Source organism: Streptomyces sp. NPDC004266 (assembly GCF_042874095.1).
Classification (GTDB): Bacteria; Actinomycetota; Actinomycetes; order Streptomycetales; family Streptomycetaceae; genus Streptomyces.
The window spans coordinates 193,787-210,380 of sequence record NZ_JBIAMM010000014.1 but is presented as its reverse complement, the minus strand read 5'-3'; the positions used below and the strand labels follow the sequence as shown (position 1 = coordinate 210,380).

The following is a 16,594-nucleotide window of genomic DNA, read 5'->3' as shown; positions in this document are numbered from 1 at the left end:
CCCCCCGTGCCCGGCGCGGACCGTAACGACCAGGAAATACGGGCGAACCGAGACCGTCACGCACCCCCGTCAGGCTCAGGACCCATGGACGAGCAAGAACACGGCCCCCTCGCCGGCTTCACGGTCGGCGTCACCGCGGCACGACGCGCCGACGAGCTCATCGCGCTGCTGCGCCGGCGCGGCGCGGCCGTCGTCCACGGCCCCGCGCTGCGGATCGTCCCCCTCGCCGACGACACCGAGCTCCTCGCCGCCACCAAGGAGCTCATCGGCCACGCCCCGGACGTCGTCGTCGCCACCACGGCGATCGGCTTCCGGGGCTGGATCGAGGCCGCCGAGGGCTGGGGACACGGGAACGAGCTCCTCGCCGTCCTGCGGAACGTCGAACTCCTCGCCCGCGGACCCAAGGTCAAGGGAGCCGTACGGGCCGCCGGGCTCACCGAGTCCTGGTCTCCCTCCTCCGAGTCCATGGCCGAGGTCCTCGACCGGCTCCTCGACGAAGGCGTCGAGGGCCGGCGCGTCGCCCTCCAGCTCCACGGAGAGCCGCTCCCCGGCTTCGTCGAGGCGCTCACGGCCGGCGGCGCCGAGGTCGTCGGCGTCCCCGTCTACCGCTGGATGCCCCCCGAGGACCTCGGCCCGCTCGACCGGCTCCTCGACGCGACCCTCTCCCGCGGGCTCGACGCCCTGACCTTCACCAGCGCGCCGGCCGCCGCCTCCCTCTTCTCCCGGGCGGCGGAGCGGGGCGTGCGGGACGAACTCCTCGCCGCGCTCCGGCACGACGTGCTCGCCGTGTGCGTGGGGCCCGTCACGGCGCTGCCGCTCCAGGCCGAGGGCATCGACACCCACCAGCCCGAGCGCTTCCGGCTCGGGCCGCTCGTCCAGCTCCTCTGCAAGGAGCTGCCCGCCCGCTCCCGGGTCCTGCCGGTCGCCGGGCACCGCGTCGAGATCCGCGGGCACGCCGTCCTCGTCGACGGCGGCCTCCGACCCGTCCCGCCCGCCGGGATGGCCCTCCTCGGACTCCTCGCCCGCCGCCCCGGCTGGGTCGTCTCCCGCGCCGACCTCCTCCGGGCGCTGCCGGGGGCGGGGCGCGACGAGCACGCCGTGGAGACGGCGATGGCGCGCCTGCGCTCCGCCCTCGGCACGCCGAAGCTGATCCAGACGGTGGTGAAGCGGGGGTACCGGTTGGCGCTGGACCCGTCGCCGCAGGAAAAGTACGACGGCTGACCCTCCCGGAACGGCACGCCCGCCGGAGCGGCGCCCCCGCCCCGTTGCGGGCAGTCGCTCCGCCGGGGCGGTGCCGCCCCGCCACCCGCCCGTATGGGCGATCGTCCCGCAGGGCGGGACGGGTGGGCACACGGGACGGCGCCTCTGCGGGCGCGCTCCGCCTTACGCGCCTGGACCCGCACCCCCGGTGCGCCGTGCACGGGGTGCGGGTCCAGGCCCGGGAGCCTCGGGCGCCGGCAGGGGCGCCGTTCCGTTGTGCCCACCCGTTCCGCCCCGGCGGAACGATTGCCCACAACGGAGGGCGCGGGGTGGGCACCGCCCGGCCGGGCGCAGCTCACACGGGGCGGGGGGCCGGGGAAGCAGGCCCCTCGCCTGACACGGTGCCCTTGCGTGGCGTACGCTCGACGGCTGCCCAGTGCACGTGAGAAGGGGGCCTTAGGTGGCCGCGCAGGAAGCCGTGGACACGGTCAGAGACCGTGAGATCGGTGTCGAGCAGGAACATCTGGATCAGGTCTACCGCCGTCTGGAGGAGAAGATCCACGAGGCGGAGTTCCTGATGAACGACGCCGCCCAGCGGGGCCAGGTCGGCACGCCCGGCGCCCTCGCCGAGCGCGACGCCCAGGTCTTCCGGGCCGGCATCCACCTCAACCGGCTCAACAACGAGTTCGAGGACTTCCTCTTCGGCCGGATCGACCTGCTGTACGGCAAGGACGGGAAGAAGGGCCCCGACGGCGCCTACACCTCCGTCGAGCCGGCCGAGGACGCCGTACGCCCCGACAACACCGCCGACATCGGCGAGACCCTCCACATCGGGCGGATCGGAGTCCTCGACTCCGACTACGCGCCGCTCGTCATCGACTGGCGCGCGCCCGCCGCCGCACCCTTCTACCGGTCCACCCCCGTCGACCCCGGCCGGGTCGTGCGCCGCCGCGTGATCCGTTCCAAGGGCCGCCGGGTCCTCGGCGTCGAGGACGACCTGATGCGCCCCGAGCTGCGGGCCACCCTCGACGGCCGCGAGCTGCCCGTGATCGGCGACGGCGCCCTGATGGCCGCCCTCGGCCAGGCCCGCAGCCACACCATGCGGGACATCGTCTCCAGCATCCAGGCCGAGCAGGACCTGGTCATCCGTGCGCCCGCCGCCTCCGTGACGTACGTCGAGGGCGGCCCGGGGACGGGGAAGACGGCGGTCGCGCTGCACCGCGCCGCCTACCTGCTCTACCAGGACCGGCGGCGGTACGCGGGCGGCATCCTGATCGTCTCCCCGACCCCGCTCCTCGTCTCGTACACCGAGGGCGTCCTGCCGTCCCTCGGCGAGGAGGGCCAGGTCGCGATCCGGGCCGTCGGTTCGCTGGTCGACGGCGCCGAGGCCACCGCGTACGACGAGCCGGCCGTCGCCCGCGTCAAGGGCTCCTCCCGCATGGTGCACGTGCTGCGGAAGGCCGCCCGGGGTGCTCTGGAGAGTCCCGAGGCCCCGCAGCTGCTCCGTGTCGTCGCCTTCGGACGACGCCTTGAGCTGGAGGCCGACGAGCTGCGCCGCATCCGGCACAACGTCCTCGGCGGCACCGCCCCCGTCAACCTGCTCCGGCCGCGTGCCCGCCGGCTGCTGCTCGACGCGCTGTACGCCAAGTCCGGCGCGGCCGGCCGGCACAGCGACCCCGAGCTCGCCGCCGAGCTGCGCTCCTCCTTCGACGAGGACGTGTCGAGCGAGGACTCCTTCCTCTCGTTCCTCGACGCCTGGTGGCCCGAGCTGGCTCCCCGGCAGGTCCTCGACGCCATGGCCGACGAGCGGCGGCTCGGCCGCTGGGCCCGCCGGATCCTCAACCAGGGCGAGGTGCGGCGGCTCGCGCGTTCGCTGCGCCGCCGGGAGCCGTCCGTCCACGACGTCGCCCTCCTCGACGAGCTGAACACGCTGCTCGGCGCCCCGGCCCGGCCCCGCAAGAAGCGGGAGTACGACCCGCTGGACCAGCTCACGGGGCTGGAGGAGCTGATGCCCGTACGGGAGGAGACCCAGCGGGAGCGGGCCGAGCGGCTCGCGGCGGAGCGCACCGAGTACGCGCACGTGATCGTCGACGAGGCCCAGGACCTGACGCCCATGCAGTGGCGGATGGTCGGACGGCGCGGCCGGCACGCCACCTGGACGGTCGTCGGGGACCCGGCGCAGTCGTCCTGGTCGGACCCGGACGAGGCCGCGGAGGCCCGGGACGAGGCGCTCGGCTCGCGGCCGCGGCGCCGCTTCGAGCTCACCGTGAACTACCGCAACCCGGCGGAGATCGCCGAGCTGGCCGCCAAGGTCCTCGCGCTCGCCATGCCGGGCAAGGAGTCGCCGCGGGCGGTCCGCTCCACGGGGGTCGAGCCCCGTTTCGTCGCCCTCGGCGAGAAGGCGGACCTGGCCGAAACCGTACGTTTGGAGGCCGAGCGGCTGCTCGGCGAGGTGGACGGGACGGTGGGCGTCGTCGTCGCCATGAACCGGCGCGCGGAGGCCGCCGGCTGGCTCGCCGGACTCGGCGACCGGGTGGTGGCGCTCGGTTCCCTGGAGGCCAAGGGCCTGGAGTACGACGCGACGGTGGTCGTCTCGCCCGCGGAGATCGCGGACGAGTCCCCGGCCGGCCTGCGGGTGCTCTACGTGGCGCTGACCCGGTCCACGCAGGCCCTGACGGTGCTCTCGGGCGATCGGGACGTGCCGGACGAGGCCGGGGTCCCGGACCTGCTGCGGGACTGAGCGGGCAGGGGCGCGGGGCTGCGCGAGCAGGGGCGCGGGGCTGCGCGGTCAGGGCGGTGGGGCCGGGTCCGCTCCGCCGCCCGGGGCTGATTTCAGGTCAACCTGCGGTGCTGGAATCACCGAGCAGGGCGGTTTGTTAGCCTTGTCGTGGCACCGGCTCGATCCAAGCCCCCGGGCCCAACCTTCGTCCCTCAGAGGGACCACTTGCCGCGAGGCGAGCATGGCGGGTCGGTGCCACTTAGACATACGTACAAAGTTGAGGCCCCCGTCACCTCCGGTGACGGGGGCCTCTTCTGTTTCCCCACCACTTCTCGTATGGTGGAAACTACTTTCCGAAAACAAAATGACCGTATTACCTGCTACCGGCAGGTAGGTGCGACCATCGGAGGGCGCCGCCGGGCAACCAGCCGGGGCGGCGTAGCAACGAAGCTCAGGGAAAGCAGAGGAACTCGGCCATGGCAACGGCGCCCAGCGTCTCGTACTCGATGACGGTCCGGCTGGAGGTTCCCGCCAGCGGAACCGCGGTCTCCCAGCTCACCACGGCGGTGGAGTCCCACGGCGGATCCGTCACCGGCCTCGACGTGACCGCCTCCGGCCACGAGAAGCTCCGCATCGACGTCACCATCGCCGCCACCTCCACCGCGCACGCCGACGAGATCGTCGAGCAGCTGCGCACCATCGAGGGCGTCGTCCTGGGCAAGGTCTCGGACCGTACGTTCCTCATGCACCTCGGCGGCAAGATCGAGATGGCGGCGAAGCACCCCATCCGCAACCGTGACGACCTCTCGATGATCTACACCCCGGGCGTCGCCCGCGTGTGCATGGCGATCGCCGAGAACCCCGAGGACGCACGCCGCCTCACCATCAAGCGCAACACCGTCGCGGTCGTCACCGACGGCTCCGCCGTCCTCGGCCTCGGCAACATCGGCCCGATGGCCGCGATGCCGGTCATGGAGGGCAAGGCGGCCCTGTTCAAGCGCTTCGCCGACATCGACGCCTGGCCGATCTGCCTCGACACCCAGGACACCGACGAGATCGTCGCGATCGTCAAGGCGATCGCCCCCGGCTTCGCGGGCATCAACCTGGAGGACATCTCCGCGCCCCGCTGCTTCGAGATCGAGGCCCGGCTGCGCGAGGCCCTCGACATCCCCGTCTTCCACGACGACCAGCACGGCACCGCGATCGTCGTCCTCGCCGCCCTCACCAACGCGCTGCGCGTGGTCGGCAAGGGCATCGGCGAGGTCCGGGTCGTCATGTCCGGCGCCGGCGCCGCCGGCACGGCCATCCTCAAGCTGCTGATCGCGGCGGGCGTGAAGCACGCCGTCGTCGCCGACATCCACGGCGTCGTGCACGCGGGCCGCGAGGACCTCGTGGACGCCCCGGCCGACTCGCCGCTGCGCTGGATCGCCGACAACACCAACCCCGAGGGCGTCACCGGCACCCTCAAGCAGGCCGTCGTCGGCGCGGACGTCTTCATCGGCGTCTCGGCCCCGAACCTGCTGGGCGCGGAGGACGTCGCCGCCATGGCGGAGGACTCCATCGTGTTCGCGCTCGCGAACCCCGACCCGGAGGTCGACCCGGCCGCCGCCCGGCAGACGGCCGCCGTCGTCGCCACCGGCCGCTCGGACTTCCCGAACCAGATCAACAACGTGCTGGTCTTCCCGGGAGTCTTCCGCGGTCTGCTCGACGCCCAGTCCCGTACGGTCAACACGGAGATGATGCTGGCGGCGGCCTCCGCCCTCGCCGACGTGGTCACCGAGGACGAGCTGAACCCGAACTACATCATCCCGTCGGTCTTCAACGACAAGGTCGCGGGCGCGGTCGCCGGCGCGGTCCGGAACGCGGCGAAGGCCGCGGGCGCGGGCACGGCGCCGAGCGGGCGCTGACGGCGCGTCGCGATTCGCGGAGCCGTAAACCCGCCTTTAGGGTGGCTTTTCGGCTCCGCGCGGTTTTGGTGGTGTCGACACAACGTCACCACCACGGGGATCCGGCGCTTTTCGTGTGACCCGAGGGGGTGCCGGATTGGCGTTCCCGCCGCTGGTGGGGGCAGGATGCGTGTTTGGGCGCGAGGGTCTGTCATTTGACCCGGGTCCGGGGACTGTCCGAGGGCCCTGGCAGCATCGGCTTCGCTGTACCCAATCACGCGGCTTCCGCCGCGTGGCACGCCTCACAGGCAAGAAGAACACGGGAGTAACAACATGAACCGCAGTGAGCTGGTGGCCGCCCTGGCCGACCGCGCCGAGGTGACCCGCAAGGACGCCGACGCCGTGCTGGCCGCTCTCGCCGAGACCGTCGGTGAGGTCGTCGCCAAGGGCGACGAGAAGGTCACCATCCCCGGCTTCCTGACCTTCGAGCGCACCCACCGTGCCGCTCGCACCGCTCGTAACCCGCAGACCGGCGACCCGATCGACATCCCGGCCGGCTACAGCGTGAAGGTCTCCGCGGGCTCGAAGCTCAAGGAAGCCGCCAAGGGCAAGTAAGGCGGCCTGTAGGCGCAGAAAGGGCGGCCACCCTGTCAGGGGGTGGCCGCCCTTTCGTTCGTGCGTGTACGGGCCCGTGGAAGCCCGTGGCGCCTTACGGGCCCCGCGACCTCGCGGGGCCGCGAGCCTACGGGGCCCCGTGAGGTCGCGGAGCCCCGTAAGCCGGTCAGACCAGCGCGCTGCCCGGCAGCTCGACCTTCGCGCCGAGCTCCACGAGCTTCTCCATGAAGTTCTCGTAGCCGCGGTTGATCAGGTCGATGCCGTGGACCCGGGAGGTGCCCTGGGCCGCCAGCGCCGCGATCAGGTACGAGAAGCCGCCGCGCAGGTCGGGGATGACGAGGTCGGCGCCCTGGAGCTTCGTCGGGCCGGACACGACCGCGGAGTGCAGGAAGTTCCGCTGGCCGAAGCGGCAGTCGGAGCCGCCCAGGCACTCGCGGTACAGCTGGATGTGCGCGCCCATCTGGTTCAGCGCGGAGGTGAAGCCGAGGCGGGACTCGTACACCGTCTCGTGGACGATGGAGAGGCCGGAGGCCTGCGTCAGGGCCACGACCAGCGGCTGCTGCCAGTCCGTCTGGAAGCCGGGGTGCACGTCCGTCTCCAGGTGGATCGCGTTGAGCGAGCCGCCCGGGTGCCAGAAGCGGATGCCCTCGTCGTCGATCTCGAAGGCGCCGCCGACCTTCCGGTACGTGTTGAGGAAGGTCATCATCGAGCGCTGCTGGGCGCCGCGCACGTAGATGTTGCCCTCGGTGGCCAGCGCCGCCGACGCCCAGGAGGCCGCCTCCAGGCGGTCCGGGAGCGCCCGGTGGGTGTAGCCGTCGAGGCGGTCGACACCGGTGATCCGGATGGTCCGGTCGGTGTCCATGGAGATGATCGCGCCCATCTTCTGCAGGACGCAGATCAGGTCCTCGATCTCGGGCTCCACGGCCGCGTTCGACAGCTCGGTGACGCCCTCCGCGAGGACCGCCGTGAGCAGCACCTGCTCGGTCGAGCCGACCGAGGGGTACGGGAGGCGGATCTTGCAACCGCGAAGGCGCTGCGGGGCCTCCAGGTACTGCCCGTCCGCCCGCTTCTCGATGGTGGCGCCGAACTGGCGCAGCACGTCGAAGTGGAAGTCGATGGGCCGGCCGCCGATGTCGCAGCCGCCGAGGCCCGGGATGAAGGCGTGGCCGAGGCGGTGCAGCAGCGGGCCGCAGAAGAGGATCGGGATGCGCGACGAGCCGGCGTGGGCATCGATGTCAGCGACGTTCGCGGACTCGACGTGCGTCGGGTCGAGGACGAGCTCGCCGGGCTCCTCGCCCGGTCGGACCGTCACTCCGTGCAGCTGGAGCAGCCCGCGGACCACGCGGACGTCACGGATGTCGGGAACGTTGCGCAGGCGGCTGGGGCCGCTGCCGAGCAGGGCGGCGACCATCGCCTTGGGCACGAGGTTCTTCGCGCCGCGGACGCGGATCTCGCCCTCCAGCGGGGTTCCGCCGTGGACAAGCAGGACATCGTCTGTGCCGGTCATGAATCTCGCGTTCCGAAAGTGGGGTCCGACGGGTGGCCAGAGAAAAGGGTAAGGGCCCATGAGACCCCGATCGGGTGCCCCATGGGGGCTGTCAGATGTAATGAATTCGGCACAACACCCTCTGTTCCCGTGATCTTGCGGAGCGTCACCGTCCGCTTGTTCTCGCGGGGCGACCCGGCGCCGCGGCCCCGTCGGTCCTGAACTGCGGTGGGGCCCGCCTTCCCGCCATCCCGTCCGACAACCCCCGCGAACGCCGAAGATGCGGGATCATGTGTCGCATGACCGAGGTGTCCTCGCTCACAGGACGGCTGCTCGTGGCCACCCCCGCGCTGGCGGATCCGAATTTCGACCGCGCGGTGGTCCTGCTGCTCGATCACGACGACGAGGGCTCGCTCGGCGTCGTCCTCAACCGGCCCACGCCCGTCACCGTCGGCGACATCCTCGCCCCCTGGGCCGCCCTCGCCGGCGAACCGGGGGTCGTCTTCCAGGGCGGCCCCGTCTCCCTCGACGCGGCCCTCGGCGTGGCGGTGATCCCCGGCGACGAGGGTCCGCTCGGCTGGCGGCGGGTGTACGGCGCGATCGGCCTGGTGGACCTGGAGGCCCCGCCCGAGCTGCTCGGACCGGCCCTCGGCTCGCTGCGGATCTTCGCGGGATACGCGGGCTGGGGCCCCGGCCAGCTGGAGTCCGAGCTCGACGACGGCGCCTGGTACGTGGTCGAGTCGGAGCCCGGCGACGTCTCCTCGCCGCACCCCGAGACGCTCTGGCGGCAGGTGCTGCGACGGCAGCGCGGCGAACTCGCCATGATCGCCACGTACCCCGACGACCCGTCCCTCAACTGAGGCCGGGCTTTCAGTACCCTTGGCGGTTATGAGCACTCTCGAGCCCGAGCGCGGGGCAGGTACGGGAACCCTCGTCGAGCCGACGCCGCAGGTGTCCCACGGTGACGGCGACCACGAGCGCTACGCCCACTACGTCCAGAAGGACAAGATCATGGCGAGCGCTCTCGACGGCACGCCCGTCGTGGCGCTGTGCGGAAAGGTCTGGGTGCCGGGGCGCGACCCCAAGAAGTACCCGGTCTGTCCGATGTGCAAGGAGATCTACGACTCCATGGGCGCCGGCGGCGGCGACAAGGACAAGGGCGGCAAGGACAAGTAGCGCGGCCCTGAGGTCGGGGTGACCCTTCCGCGGCCCCCGTCGTGCGTGCTCCGGTGCGCACGACGGGGGCCGTTCCGCGTTCCCGGGACGGGACGGGGCGGGGCGGGACGGGCGCGCGGACGAAGTGGTCGAGACCTCTTGTGGGCCCGCCCCGGGCGCCCCTAGTCTCACGCGTGTTGTGCGGTGCGAAACGCTCATTGCGCATGACGCAACGGATGTGTGAGGACTGACGCGATGACCCTTCCCGTGGACGCGACGCCCCTTCCCGCGGACGCCAGGACCCTTCCCGCGGACCTGATCCCGGCGCCGCTGTCCGCCGGGTGCCGGAGCGCCGCCCCGGGCCGCCGCCCCCTCGACGGCCGTACCACGCTCGACGCCGGCCCCGGCACCGAGACCACCGCCCGCTGGATCCGCGCCACGCTCGGGGCGGCCACGGGGCTGCCGCTCGCCGACGGCGCCGGGCCGCACGCGATCCGGCTGCGGATCACCGAGGGGGCGGCCGGGGGGCGCGGCCCGGAGGCGTACCGCCTGACCACCGAGGACCCGGACGCCGCCGTCGTCATCGAGGGCGGAGGCCCCGCCGGGGTGTTCTGGGGCGCCCAGACCCTCCGCCAGCTCCTCGGCCCCGACGCGCACCGCAGGGCGCCCGTACGCCGGGACGGGACCTGGGACCTGCCGTGCACGACGGTCGAGGACGCCCCCCGCTTCGGCTGGCGCGGGCTGCTGCTCGACGTCGCCCGGCACTTCCTGCCCAAGGACGACGTCCTGCGGTACCTCGACCTGCTCGCCGCCCACAAGCTGAACGTCCTCCACCTCCACCTCACCGACGACCAGGGCTGGCGCGTCGAGATCGAGCGCCATCCGCGGCTCACCGAGGTCGGCGCCTGGCGGGCCCGCACCAAGTGGGGACACCGGGACTCACCGCTCTGGACGGAGGTCCCGCACGGCGGCTTCTACACCCGGGACGACATCCGCGAGATCGTCGCGTACGCCGCCGAGCGGCACATCACCGTCGTCCCCGAGATCGACCTCCCCGGCCACGCGCAGGCCGCCATCGCGGCCTACCCCGAGCTCGGCAACACCGACGTCGTCGACACCGCGGCCCTCACCGTCTGGGACACCTGGGGCGTCAACCCCAACGTCCTCGCCCCGACCGAGGCCGTCCTGCGCTTCTACGAGGGCGTCTTCGAGGAGGTCCTCGACCTCTTCCCGTCCACCTTCGTCCACATCGGCGGCGACGAGTGCCCCAAGGACCAGTGGAAGGCCTCCCCGACCGCCCGGGCCCGCGTCGAGGAGCTCGGCGTCGGCGACGAGGAAGGCCTCCAGTCCTGGTTCGTCCGCCACTTCGACCGCTGGCTCGCCGCCCGCGGCCGCCGCCTCATCGGCTGGGACGAGATCCTGGAGGGCGGCCTCGCCGAAGGGGCTGCCGTGTCGTCCTGGCGGGGGTACGCGGGCGGGATCGCCGCCGCCGAGGCCGGCCACGACGTCGTCATGTGCCCCGAACAGCACGTCTACCTCGACCACCGCCAGGCACCCGGCGAGGACGAGCCGATGCCCATCGGATACGTCCGCACCCTGGCGGACGTCTACTGCTTCGAGCCCGTCCCGCCCGGGCTCGCCCCGGAGGCCGCCGCCCGCATCATGGGAACCCAGGCCAACGTCTGGACCGAGGTCACGGAGAACCGCTCCCGCGTCGACTACCAGGTCTTCCCGCGCCTCGCCGCCTTCGCCGAGGTCGCCTGGTCCGCGCTGCCCGCGCCGGAGGCGCGCGACCACGCCGGTTTCGAGCGCCGCATGCGCACCCACTACCGGCGCCTGGAAGCCCTCGGCGTCGACCACCGCCCGCCCGCCGGGCCCCGCCCCTGGCAGCGGCGACCGGCCCCGGAGGGGATGGAGGGCAGCCTCGGCCGCCCCCGGGAGGGCACACCCCCGAACGTGTGAGAGACCCCCTGTCCCCCCGTCACCCAAGAGCGGCGAAACGGAAGTCGCCGTCGCACCCGGGCGTCCCGGACGGAACCGTCCTTCGCGGCCCCTCGCTCCGGACTGCTCGGAAGATGTGCCAGAGTTGCCACGTCCGGCCTGTGAGCACGTACGGTACGCCCACACGCAGGCGCGACGGCCGGGCACAGTCGGGGACCACCGGGACACCGGGAAGGGGCAGCGGGTTGACCACGCACGCACCACAAACAACGCAGTCCGTGATGCTGCCCGCCTCGCTGGACGAGGCCGTGGCAGCCCTCACGGCCATGCCGGCCGCCGTGCCCGTCGCCGGCGGCACCGACCTCATGGCATCCGTCAACAAGGGCCAGCTCCGCCCCGCCGGACTCGTCGGCCTGAGCCGCATCAACGAGATCCGCGGCTGGCAGTACCAGGACGGGCACGCCCTCCTCGGCGCGGGCCTCACCCACGCCCGGATGGGCCGCCCCGACTTCGCCGCCCTCATCCCGGCCCTCGCCGCCGCCTCCCGCGCGGCCGGACCGCCCCAGATCCGCAACGCGGGCACCCTCGGCGGCAACATCGTCACCGCCGCGCCCACCGGCGACTCGCTGCCCGTCCTCGCCGCCCTGGAGGCCGACCTCGTCGTCCTCGGCCCGCTCGGCAGCCGCGAGATCCCCGTCTCCCACCTCCTCGCGGGCCGTGACCTGCTCGCCCCCGGCGAGCTCGTCGGCTTCGTCCGCGTCCCGCTCCTCCACGCCCCCCAGGTCTTCCTCAAGGCCACCGGCCGCACCGGGCCGGCCCGCGCCACCGCCTCCGTCGCCGTCGTCCTCGACCCGGCCCGGCGCGGCGTGCGCTGCGCCGTCGGCGCCGTCGCGCCCATGCCGCTGCGCCCCCTGGAGGCCGAGCGCTGGATCGCCTCGCTGGTGGACTGGGACAACGACCGGGCGCTCGCGCCGGAGGCGCTCGCGGCGTTCGGCGAGTACGTCGCCGCCGCCTGCATCCCGGACCCGCCGGGCGACGAACAGTTGCCGCCGGCCGTACTGCACCTGCGGCGCACGGTCGCCGCACTCGCCCGACGGGCACTGGGGAGGGCACTGGCATGAGCGACGAGCACGCGGGTCAGACGGGCGGCTGGGAGCCGCTTCCGCAGAGCGAGGGGTACGACGGCGACGCGACCGCCTTCGTCCAGCTGCCGCCCGACTTCATGCTGGACGGCGTCCCCCTGGAGGCGCCGGGCCACGGCTACGTGCCGCCGATGATCACCCCGCTCCAGCCGCTCGCCCCGGCCTCGGTGACGGACCCGGCGGTGACGGGCACCTGGACGGTGCACGTCCCGACGGAGGCGCAGCAGACGCAGTACTTCGAGGGGTACGAGGGGGGCGAGTACGGGGAGCAGGACGGCTCGCCCCAGGAGGCGCCGTTCCAGGAGGGTCCGTTCCAGGACGGCTCGTTCCACGACGGCTCGTTCCAGGACGGTTCGCTTCAGGACGGCTCGCTCCAGGACGGTTCGTTCCAGGACGGCTCGCTCCACGGCGGGGAGCACTTCCGGCCGCCGGCGTACGTCGAGAACACCGTCGAGCACGTCGAGGACCCGCAGGCGACGGCCGAGTGGCGCTTCGACGAGGCCCTGGCGCCCACCGCCGACCCGGGATCCACGGGCCAGTGGCAGATCCCCGCCGTTCCGGAGGCGGCCGAGCAGACGGGACCGGGGGAGCGGGGAGAGCCGGGGGAGCCCCAGGAGGCCCCGCCGCCCGCCGCCCCGTACGCCGATGCCCCGGCGACGCTGCCGGGCGGCGCGCCCGCGCCCTGGGCGCTCCCGGAGGAGCCGCCGGCGCAGGAGCCGGAGGCGGCTCACGAGGCCGTGCCGGAGGCCGTACGGGAAGCGGAGGCTCCCGAGGCGGCCCCCGAGGCCGTTCCGTCGCCCGTTCCGGAGGGGGAGGCTCCCGAGGTCCCCGTGCCGACCGTCGTGGTCGACCCGGTGACCACGGACGGCGTGAACGTCACGGAGGTCACGGACAGCACGGACAGCGACGAGCACCCCCACACCTCGTACACGCTGCGGGTCAACGGGACCGACCGTCCCGTCACCGGGTCCTGGATCGGCGAGTCGCTGCTCTACGTCCTGCGCGAGCGCCTCGGTCTCGCCGGGGCCAAGGACGGCTGCTCGCAGGGCGAGTGCGGCGCGTGCAACGTGCAGGTGGACGGCCGGCTGGTCGCCTCCTGCCTGGTGCCCGCGGCGACCGCCGCCGGGAGCGAGGTGCGGACGGTCGAGGGCCTCGCCGTCGACGGCGAACCCTCCGACGTGCAGCGGGCGATGGCCAGGTGCGGCACCGTCCAGTGCGGCTTCTGCATCCCGGGCATGTGCATGACCGTGCATGACCTCCTGGAGGGCAACCACGCCCCCACCGAGCTGGAGACCCGTCAGGCCCTCGCCGGCAACCTCTGCCGCTGCTCCGGCTACCGCGGCGTGCTCGACGCCGTCCGGGACGTCGTCGCCGAGCGCGAGGCCGCCGCCGCGGCCACCGCGCCCGAAGCGGCCGACGAGCTCCGTGTCCCGCACCAGATTCCCCACCCGCACGACGGAGGCATGGCGTGAGCAGCGACGCGACGACCGCGGCTCTGGACACCCCCGATCAGGAACAGGCCACGCGCGGAATCGGCGCCTCGCTCCCGCAGGCCGAGGCGCGGGCGAAGACCGAGGGCACCTTCCCCTACGCCTCCGACCTGTGGGCCGAGGGGCTGCTCTGGGCCGCGATCCTGCGCTCGCCGCACCCGCACGCGCGGATCGTGTCGATCGACACCACGGCCGCCGTCGCCATGCCGGGCGTACGGGCCGTGGTGACGGCCGCCGACGTGCCGGGCGCGGCGACGTACGGCCGCAGGGTCGCCGACCGGCCCGTCTTCGCCTCCGACCTGGTCCGGCACCACGGCGAGGCCCTCGCGGCCGTCGCCGCCGACCACCCGGACACGGCGCGCCTCGCGGCAGCGGCGATCGCCGTCGAGTACGAGCTCCTCGAACCCGTCACCGATCCGGAGAAGGCCTTCGCGGCGGAGGCGCTGCACCCCGACGGGAACCTGATCCGGCACATCCCGCTGCGCTTCGGCGACCCGGAGGCGACGGGCGAGGTCGTCGTCGAGGGCCTGTACCGGATCGGCCGCCAGGACCCGGCGCCGATCGGCGCCGAGGCGGCCCTCGCGGTTCCGCGTCCCGACGGGGGCGTCGAGCTCTACACGGCCTCCACCGACCCGCACACCGACCGCGACCTGGCCGCCGCCTGCTTCGGGCTGCCGCCCGAGCAGGTCAAGCTCGTCGTCACCGGAGTCCCCGGCGCCACCGGCGACCGCGAGGACCCGGGCTTCCAGATCCCCCTGGGCCTCCTCGCGCTGCGCACCGGCTGCCCGGTCAAACTCACCGCCACGCGCGAGGAGTCCTTCCTCGGCCACGCCCACCGCCACCCCACCCTGCTGCGCTACCGCCACCACGCGGACGCGGAGGGACGCCTGGTGAAGGTGGAGGCGCAGATCCTGCTCGACGCGGGCGCGTACGCGGACTCGTCCTCGGAGTCCCTCGCGGCGGCCGTGGCCTTCGCCTGCGGCCCGTACGTCGTCCCGCACGCCTTCGTGGAGGGCTGGGCCGTCCGCACCAACAACCCCCCGTCCGGCCATGTGCGGGGCGAGGGCGCGATGCAGGTCTGCGCGGCGTACGAGGCCCAGATGGACAAGCTGGCCGCGAAGCTGGGCGTGGACCCGGCGGAGCTGCGCATGCGGAACGTCATGGCGACCGGCGACATCCTGCCGACCGGCCAGACGGTGACCTGCCCGGCCCCCGTGGCCGAACTGCTCGCCGCCGTACGGGACTTCCCCCTGCCCCCGCTCCCCAAGGACACCCCCGAGGGCGACTGGCTGCTGCCCGGCGGCCTCGAGGGCGCGGGCGAACCCGGCGCGGTGCGGCGGGGCGTGGGCTACGCGCTCGGCATGGTGCACATGCTGGGCGCCGAGGGCACCGACGAGGTCTCGACGGCGACCGTCCGCGTCGTGGACGGGGCGGCGACGGTCATCTGCTCGGCGGTGGACACCGGTTCGGGCTTCTCGACGCTCGCCCGCCAGATCGTGCAGGAGACCCTCGGCATCGACGAGGTGCACGTGGCGCCGGTCGACACGGACCAGCCGCCGGCGGGCCCGGCGGCGCACGGCCGCCACACGTGGGTGTCGGGCGGGGCGGTGGAACGCGCGGCGAAGATGGTCCGCACGCAGCTACTCCAGCCGCTGGCCCACAAGTTCGGCATGTCGACCGAGCTGCTCCAGATCACGGACGGCAAGATCACCTCGTACGACGGGGTCCTCTCGACGACCGTGACGGAGGCGATGGACGGCAAGGAGCTCTGGGCCACCGCCCAGTGCCGCCCGCACCCGACGGAGCCGCTGGACGAGTCGGGTCAGGGCGACGCGTTCGTCGGCCTCGCCTTCTGCGCGATCCGCGCGGTCGTGGACGTCGACATCGAACTCGGCGCGGTACGCGTGGTGGAGATGGCCGTCGCCCAGGACGTCGGCCGCGTCCTCAACCCCGCCCAGCTGGCCGCCCGCATCGAGGCGGGCGTCACCCAGGGCGTCGGCGCGGCCCTCACGGAGAACCTCCGCACGGCCCGCGGTCTGGTCCGTCACCCCGACTTCACGGGCTACGCACTCCCGACATCCCTGGATGCCCCGGACATTCGCATCGTGAAACTCGTCGAGGAACGCGACGTCGTGGCCCCCTTCGGCGCGAAGGCGGCGAGCGCCATCCCCGTCGTCACCTCGCCCGCCGCAGTGGCCTCAGCCGTGCGCGCGGCGACGGGCCGCCCGGTCAACCGCCTCCCGATCCGCCCCCAGGCGGCGGTCGCCGTGCCCAATTCGTAACCATGTGATGTCCGTTGCTTGTGCAACCGGGAGGTGCGGACTGTCGTCGTTCCTGACTACAGTGAACTTCTAGACTTGTGCGGTACACGGCATGGTGGTTCACCGGGGGAGGAACGCGGGCATGCGAGCTGAGTTGGACGGGGCCAGCTACGGGATGCGCGGCATGAGCGCCGAGGCCGTGCGCTACAACACCGAATCGATGACGCAGTTCAAGAAGCGGATCGATGGTCTGATCGACACGCTCACCGCCTCCGAGGCCGGCAAGGGCAAGGTCGAGTCGGATCCCGTGACGCGCAGTCAGTTCGGTGGTGGCGGCGCGGCCTGGGGCGAGGCGCACAGTGTGTACGACTCGTACAACTCCGTCATCGAGCAGCTGAAGAGCCTCTCGGGCCTGCTGCAGGACTGCCTGGAGGGCCTCGGTATCGCGGTCGTCGCGTCCAAGGACGGCTTCGAGCAGATGGACGAGGACACCAAGCGGAAGATGATCAACATTCACCAGCGCACCGAGGACGCCAAGGTGAAGGCGGACAGGGAAGCAGGACGCACCGCTTCGGAGACCGGGACCGGCCAGACGGCCGGCGGCGACGGCTCCCTCCAGTAGGCGGGCTTTGACGGAATGACGGGGACACGGGGAAGAGGCGAAGGATGAGGCCTGCAGAGGGCGGCGGCCGAAGTGGC

The 16,594-nt window shown here is 73.1% G+C and carries 12 protein-coding genes; 11 read left to right on the top strand and 1 reads right to left on the bottom strand.

Features of this window, described 5'->3' with window-relative positions:
- Positions 1-84 precede the first annotated feature (84 nt).
- From ACFYUZ_RS29945 to ACFYUZ_RS29930, 4 genes are all read left to right on the top strand, one after another.
- Positions 85-1,221, top strand: a complete 1,137-nt coding sequence (locus ACFYUZ_RS29945; protein ID WP_389314437.1) for a uroporphyrinogen-III synthase — start codon at positions 85-87, stop codon at positions 1,219-1,221.
- A 439-nt stretch (positions 1,222-1,660) separates the two neighbouring features.
- Positions 1,661-3,940 (top strand): HelD family protein, encoded by a 2,280-nt coding sequence (locus ACFYUZ_RS29940; RefSeq protein ID WP_389314435.1) that lies wholly within the window; start codon positions 1,661-1,663, stop codon positions 3,938-3,940.
- A 455-nt stretch (positions 3,941-4,395) separates the two neighbouring features.
- Positions 4,396-5,826, top strand: coding sequence for an NAD-dependent malic enzyme (locus ACFYUZ_RS29935; RefSeq protein ID WP_389314433.1), 1,431 nt, complete (start codon positions 4,396-4,398; stop codon positions 5,824-5,826).
- 312 nt (positions 5,827-6,138) lie between these two features.
- Positions 6,139-6,420 (top strand): HU family DNA-binding protein, encoded by a 282-nt coding sequence (locus ACFYUZ_RS29930; RefSeq protein WP_015033921.1) that lies wholly within the window; start codon positions 6,139-6,141, stop codon positions 6,418-6,420.
- Between the two features lie 166 nt (positions 6,421-6,586).
- Here the strand turns inward: ACFYUZ_RS29930 and murA are convergent, their stop codons facing one another.
- Positions 6,587-7,927 (bottom strand): UDP-N-acetylglucosamine 1-carboxyvinyltransferase, encoded by a 1,341-nt coding sequence (gene murA / locus ACFYUZ_RS29925; protein WP_030692046.1) that lies wholly within the window; start codon positions 7,925-7,927, stop codon positions 6,587-6,589.
- Between the two features lie 278 nt (positions 7,928-8,205).
- On the opposite strand from murA, the gene ACFYUZ_RS29920 reads away from it, so the two are divergent.
- The 7 genes from ACFYUZ_RS29920 (at position 8,206) to ACFYUZ_RS29890 (ending at position 16,517) form a co-directional block, all read left to right on the top strand.
- A complete protein-coding gene (locus ACFYUZ_RS29920) occupies positions 8,206-8,766 on the top strand; it encodes a YqgE/AlgH family protein (RefSeq protein WP_389314431.1) in 561 nt (186 codons plus the stop codon).
- Between the two features lie 28 nt (positions 8,767-8,794).
- Complete coding sequence (locus ACFYUZ_RS29915) at positions 8,795-9,082, top strand: DUF3039 domain-containing protein (protein WP_015033918.1); 288 nt, start codon at positions 8,795-8,797, stop codon at positions 9,080-9,082.
- A 234-nt stretch (positions 9,083-9,316) separates the two neighbouring features.
- Positions 9,317-11,023, top strand: coding sequence for a beta-N-acetylhexosaminidase (locus ACFYUZ_RS29910; RefSeq protein ID WP_389314429.1), 1,707 nt, complete (start codon positions 9,317-9,319; stop codon positions 11,021-11,023).
- Between the two features lie 224 nt (positions 11,024-11,247).
- Positions 11,248-12,123 carry an FAD binding domain-containing protein gene (locus ACFYUZ_RS29905; RefSeq protein WP_389314427.1) on the top strand — a complete coding sequence of 292 codons (876 nt, stop codon included), beginning with the start codon at positions 11,248-11,250 and terminating at the stop codon, positions 12,121-12,123.
- Positions 12,120-13,616, top strand: a complete 1,497-nt coding sequence (locus tag ACFYUZ_RS29900) for a (2Fe-2S)-binding protein (protein ID WP_389314425.1) — start codon at positions 12,120-12,122, stop codon at positions 13,614-13,616. Before ACFYUZ_RS29905 ends, ACFYUZ_RS29900 begins: the two co-directional genes overlap by 4 nt.
- On the top strand, positions 13,613-15,916 hold the full coding sequence (locus tag ACFYUZ_RS29895; protein WP_389314423.1) for a xanthine dehydrogenase family protein molybdopterin-binding subunit: 2,304 nt from the start codon (positions 13,613-13,615) through the stop codon (positions 15,914-15,916). Before ACFYUZ_RS29900 ends, ACFYUZ_RS29895 begins: the two co-directional genes overlap by 4 nt.
- A gap of 121 nt (positions 15,917-16,037) precedes the next feature.
- Complete coding sequence (locus ACFYUZ_RS29890; RefSeq protein ID WP_389314421.1) at positions 16,038-16,517, top strand: hypothetical protein; 480 nt, start codon at positions 16,038-16,040, stop codon at positions 16,515-16,517.
- Positions 16,518-16,594 lie beyond the last annotated feature (77 nt).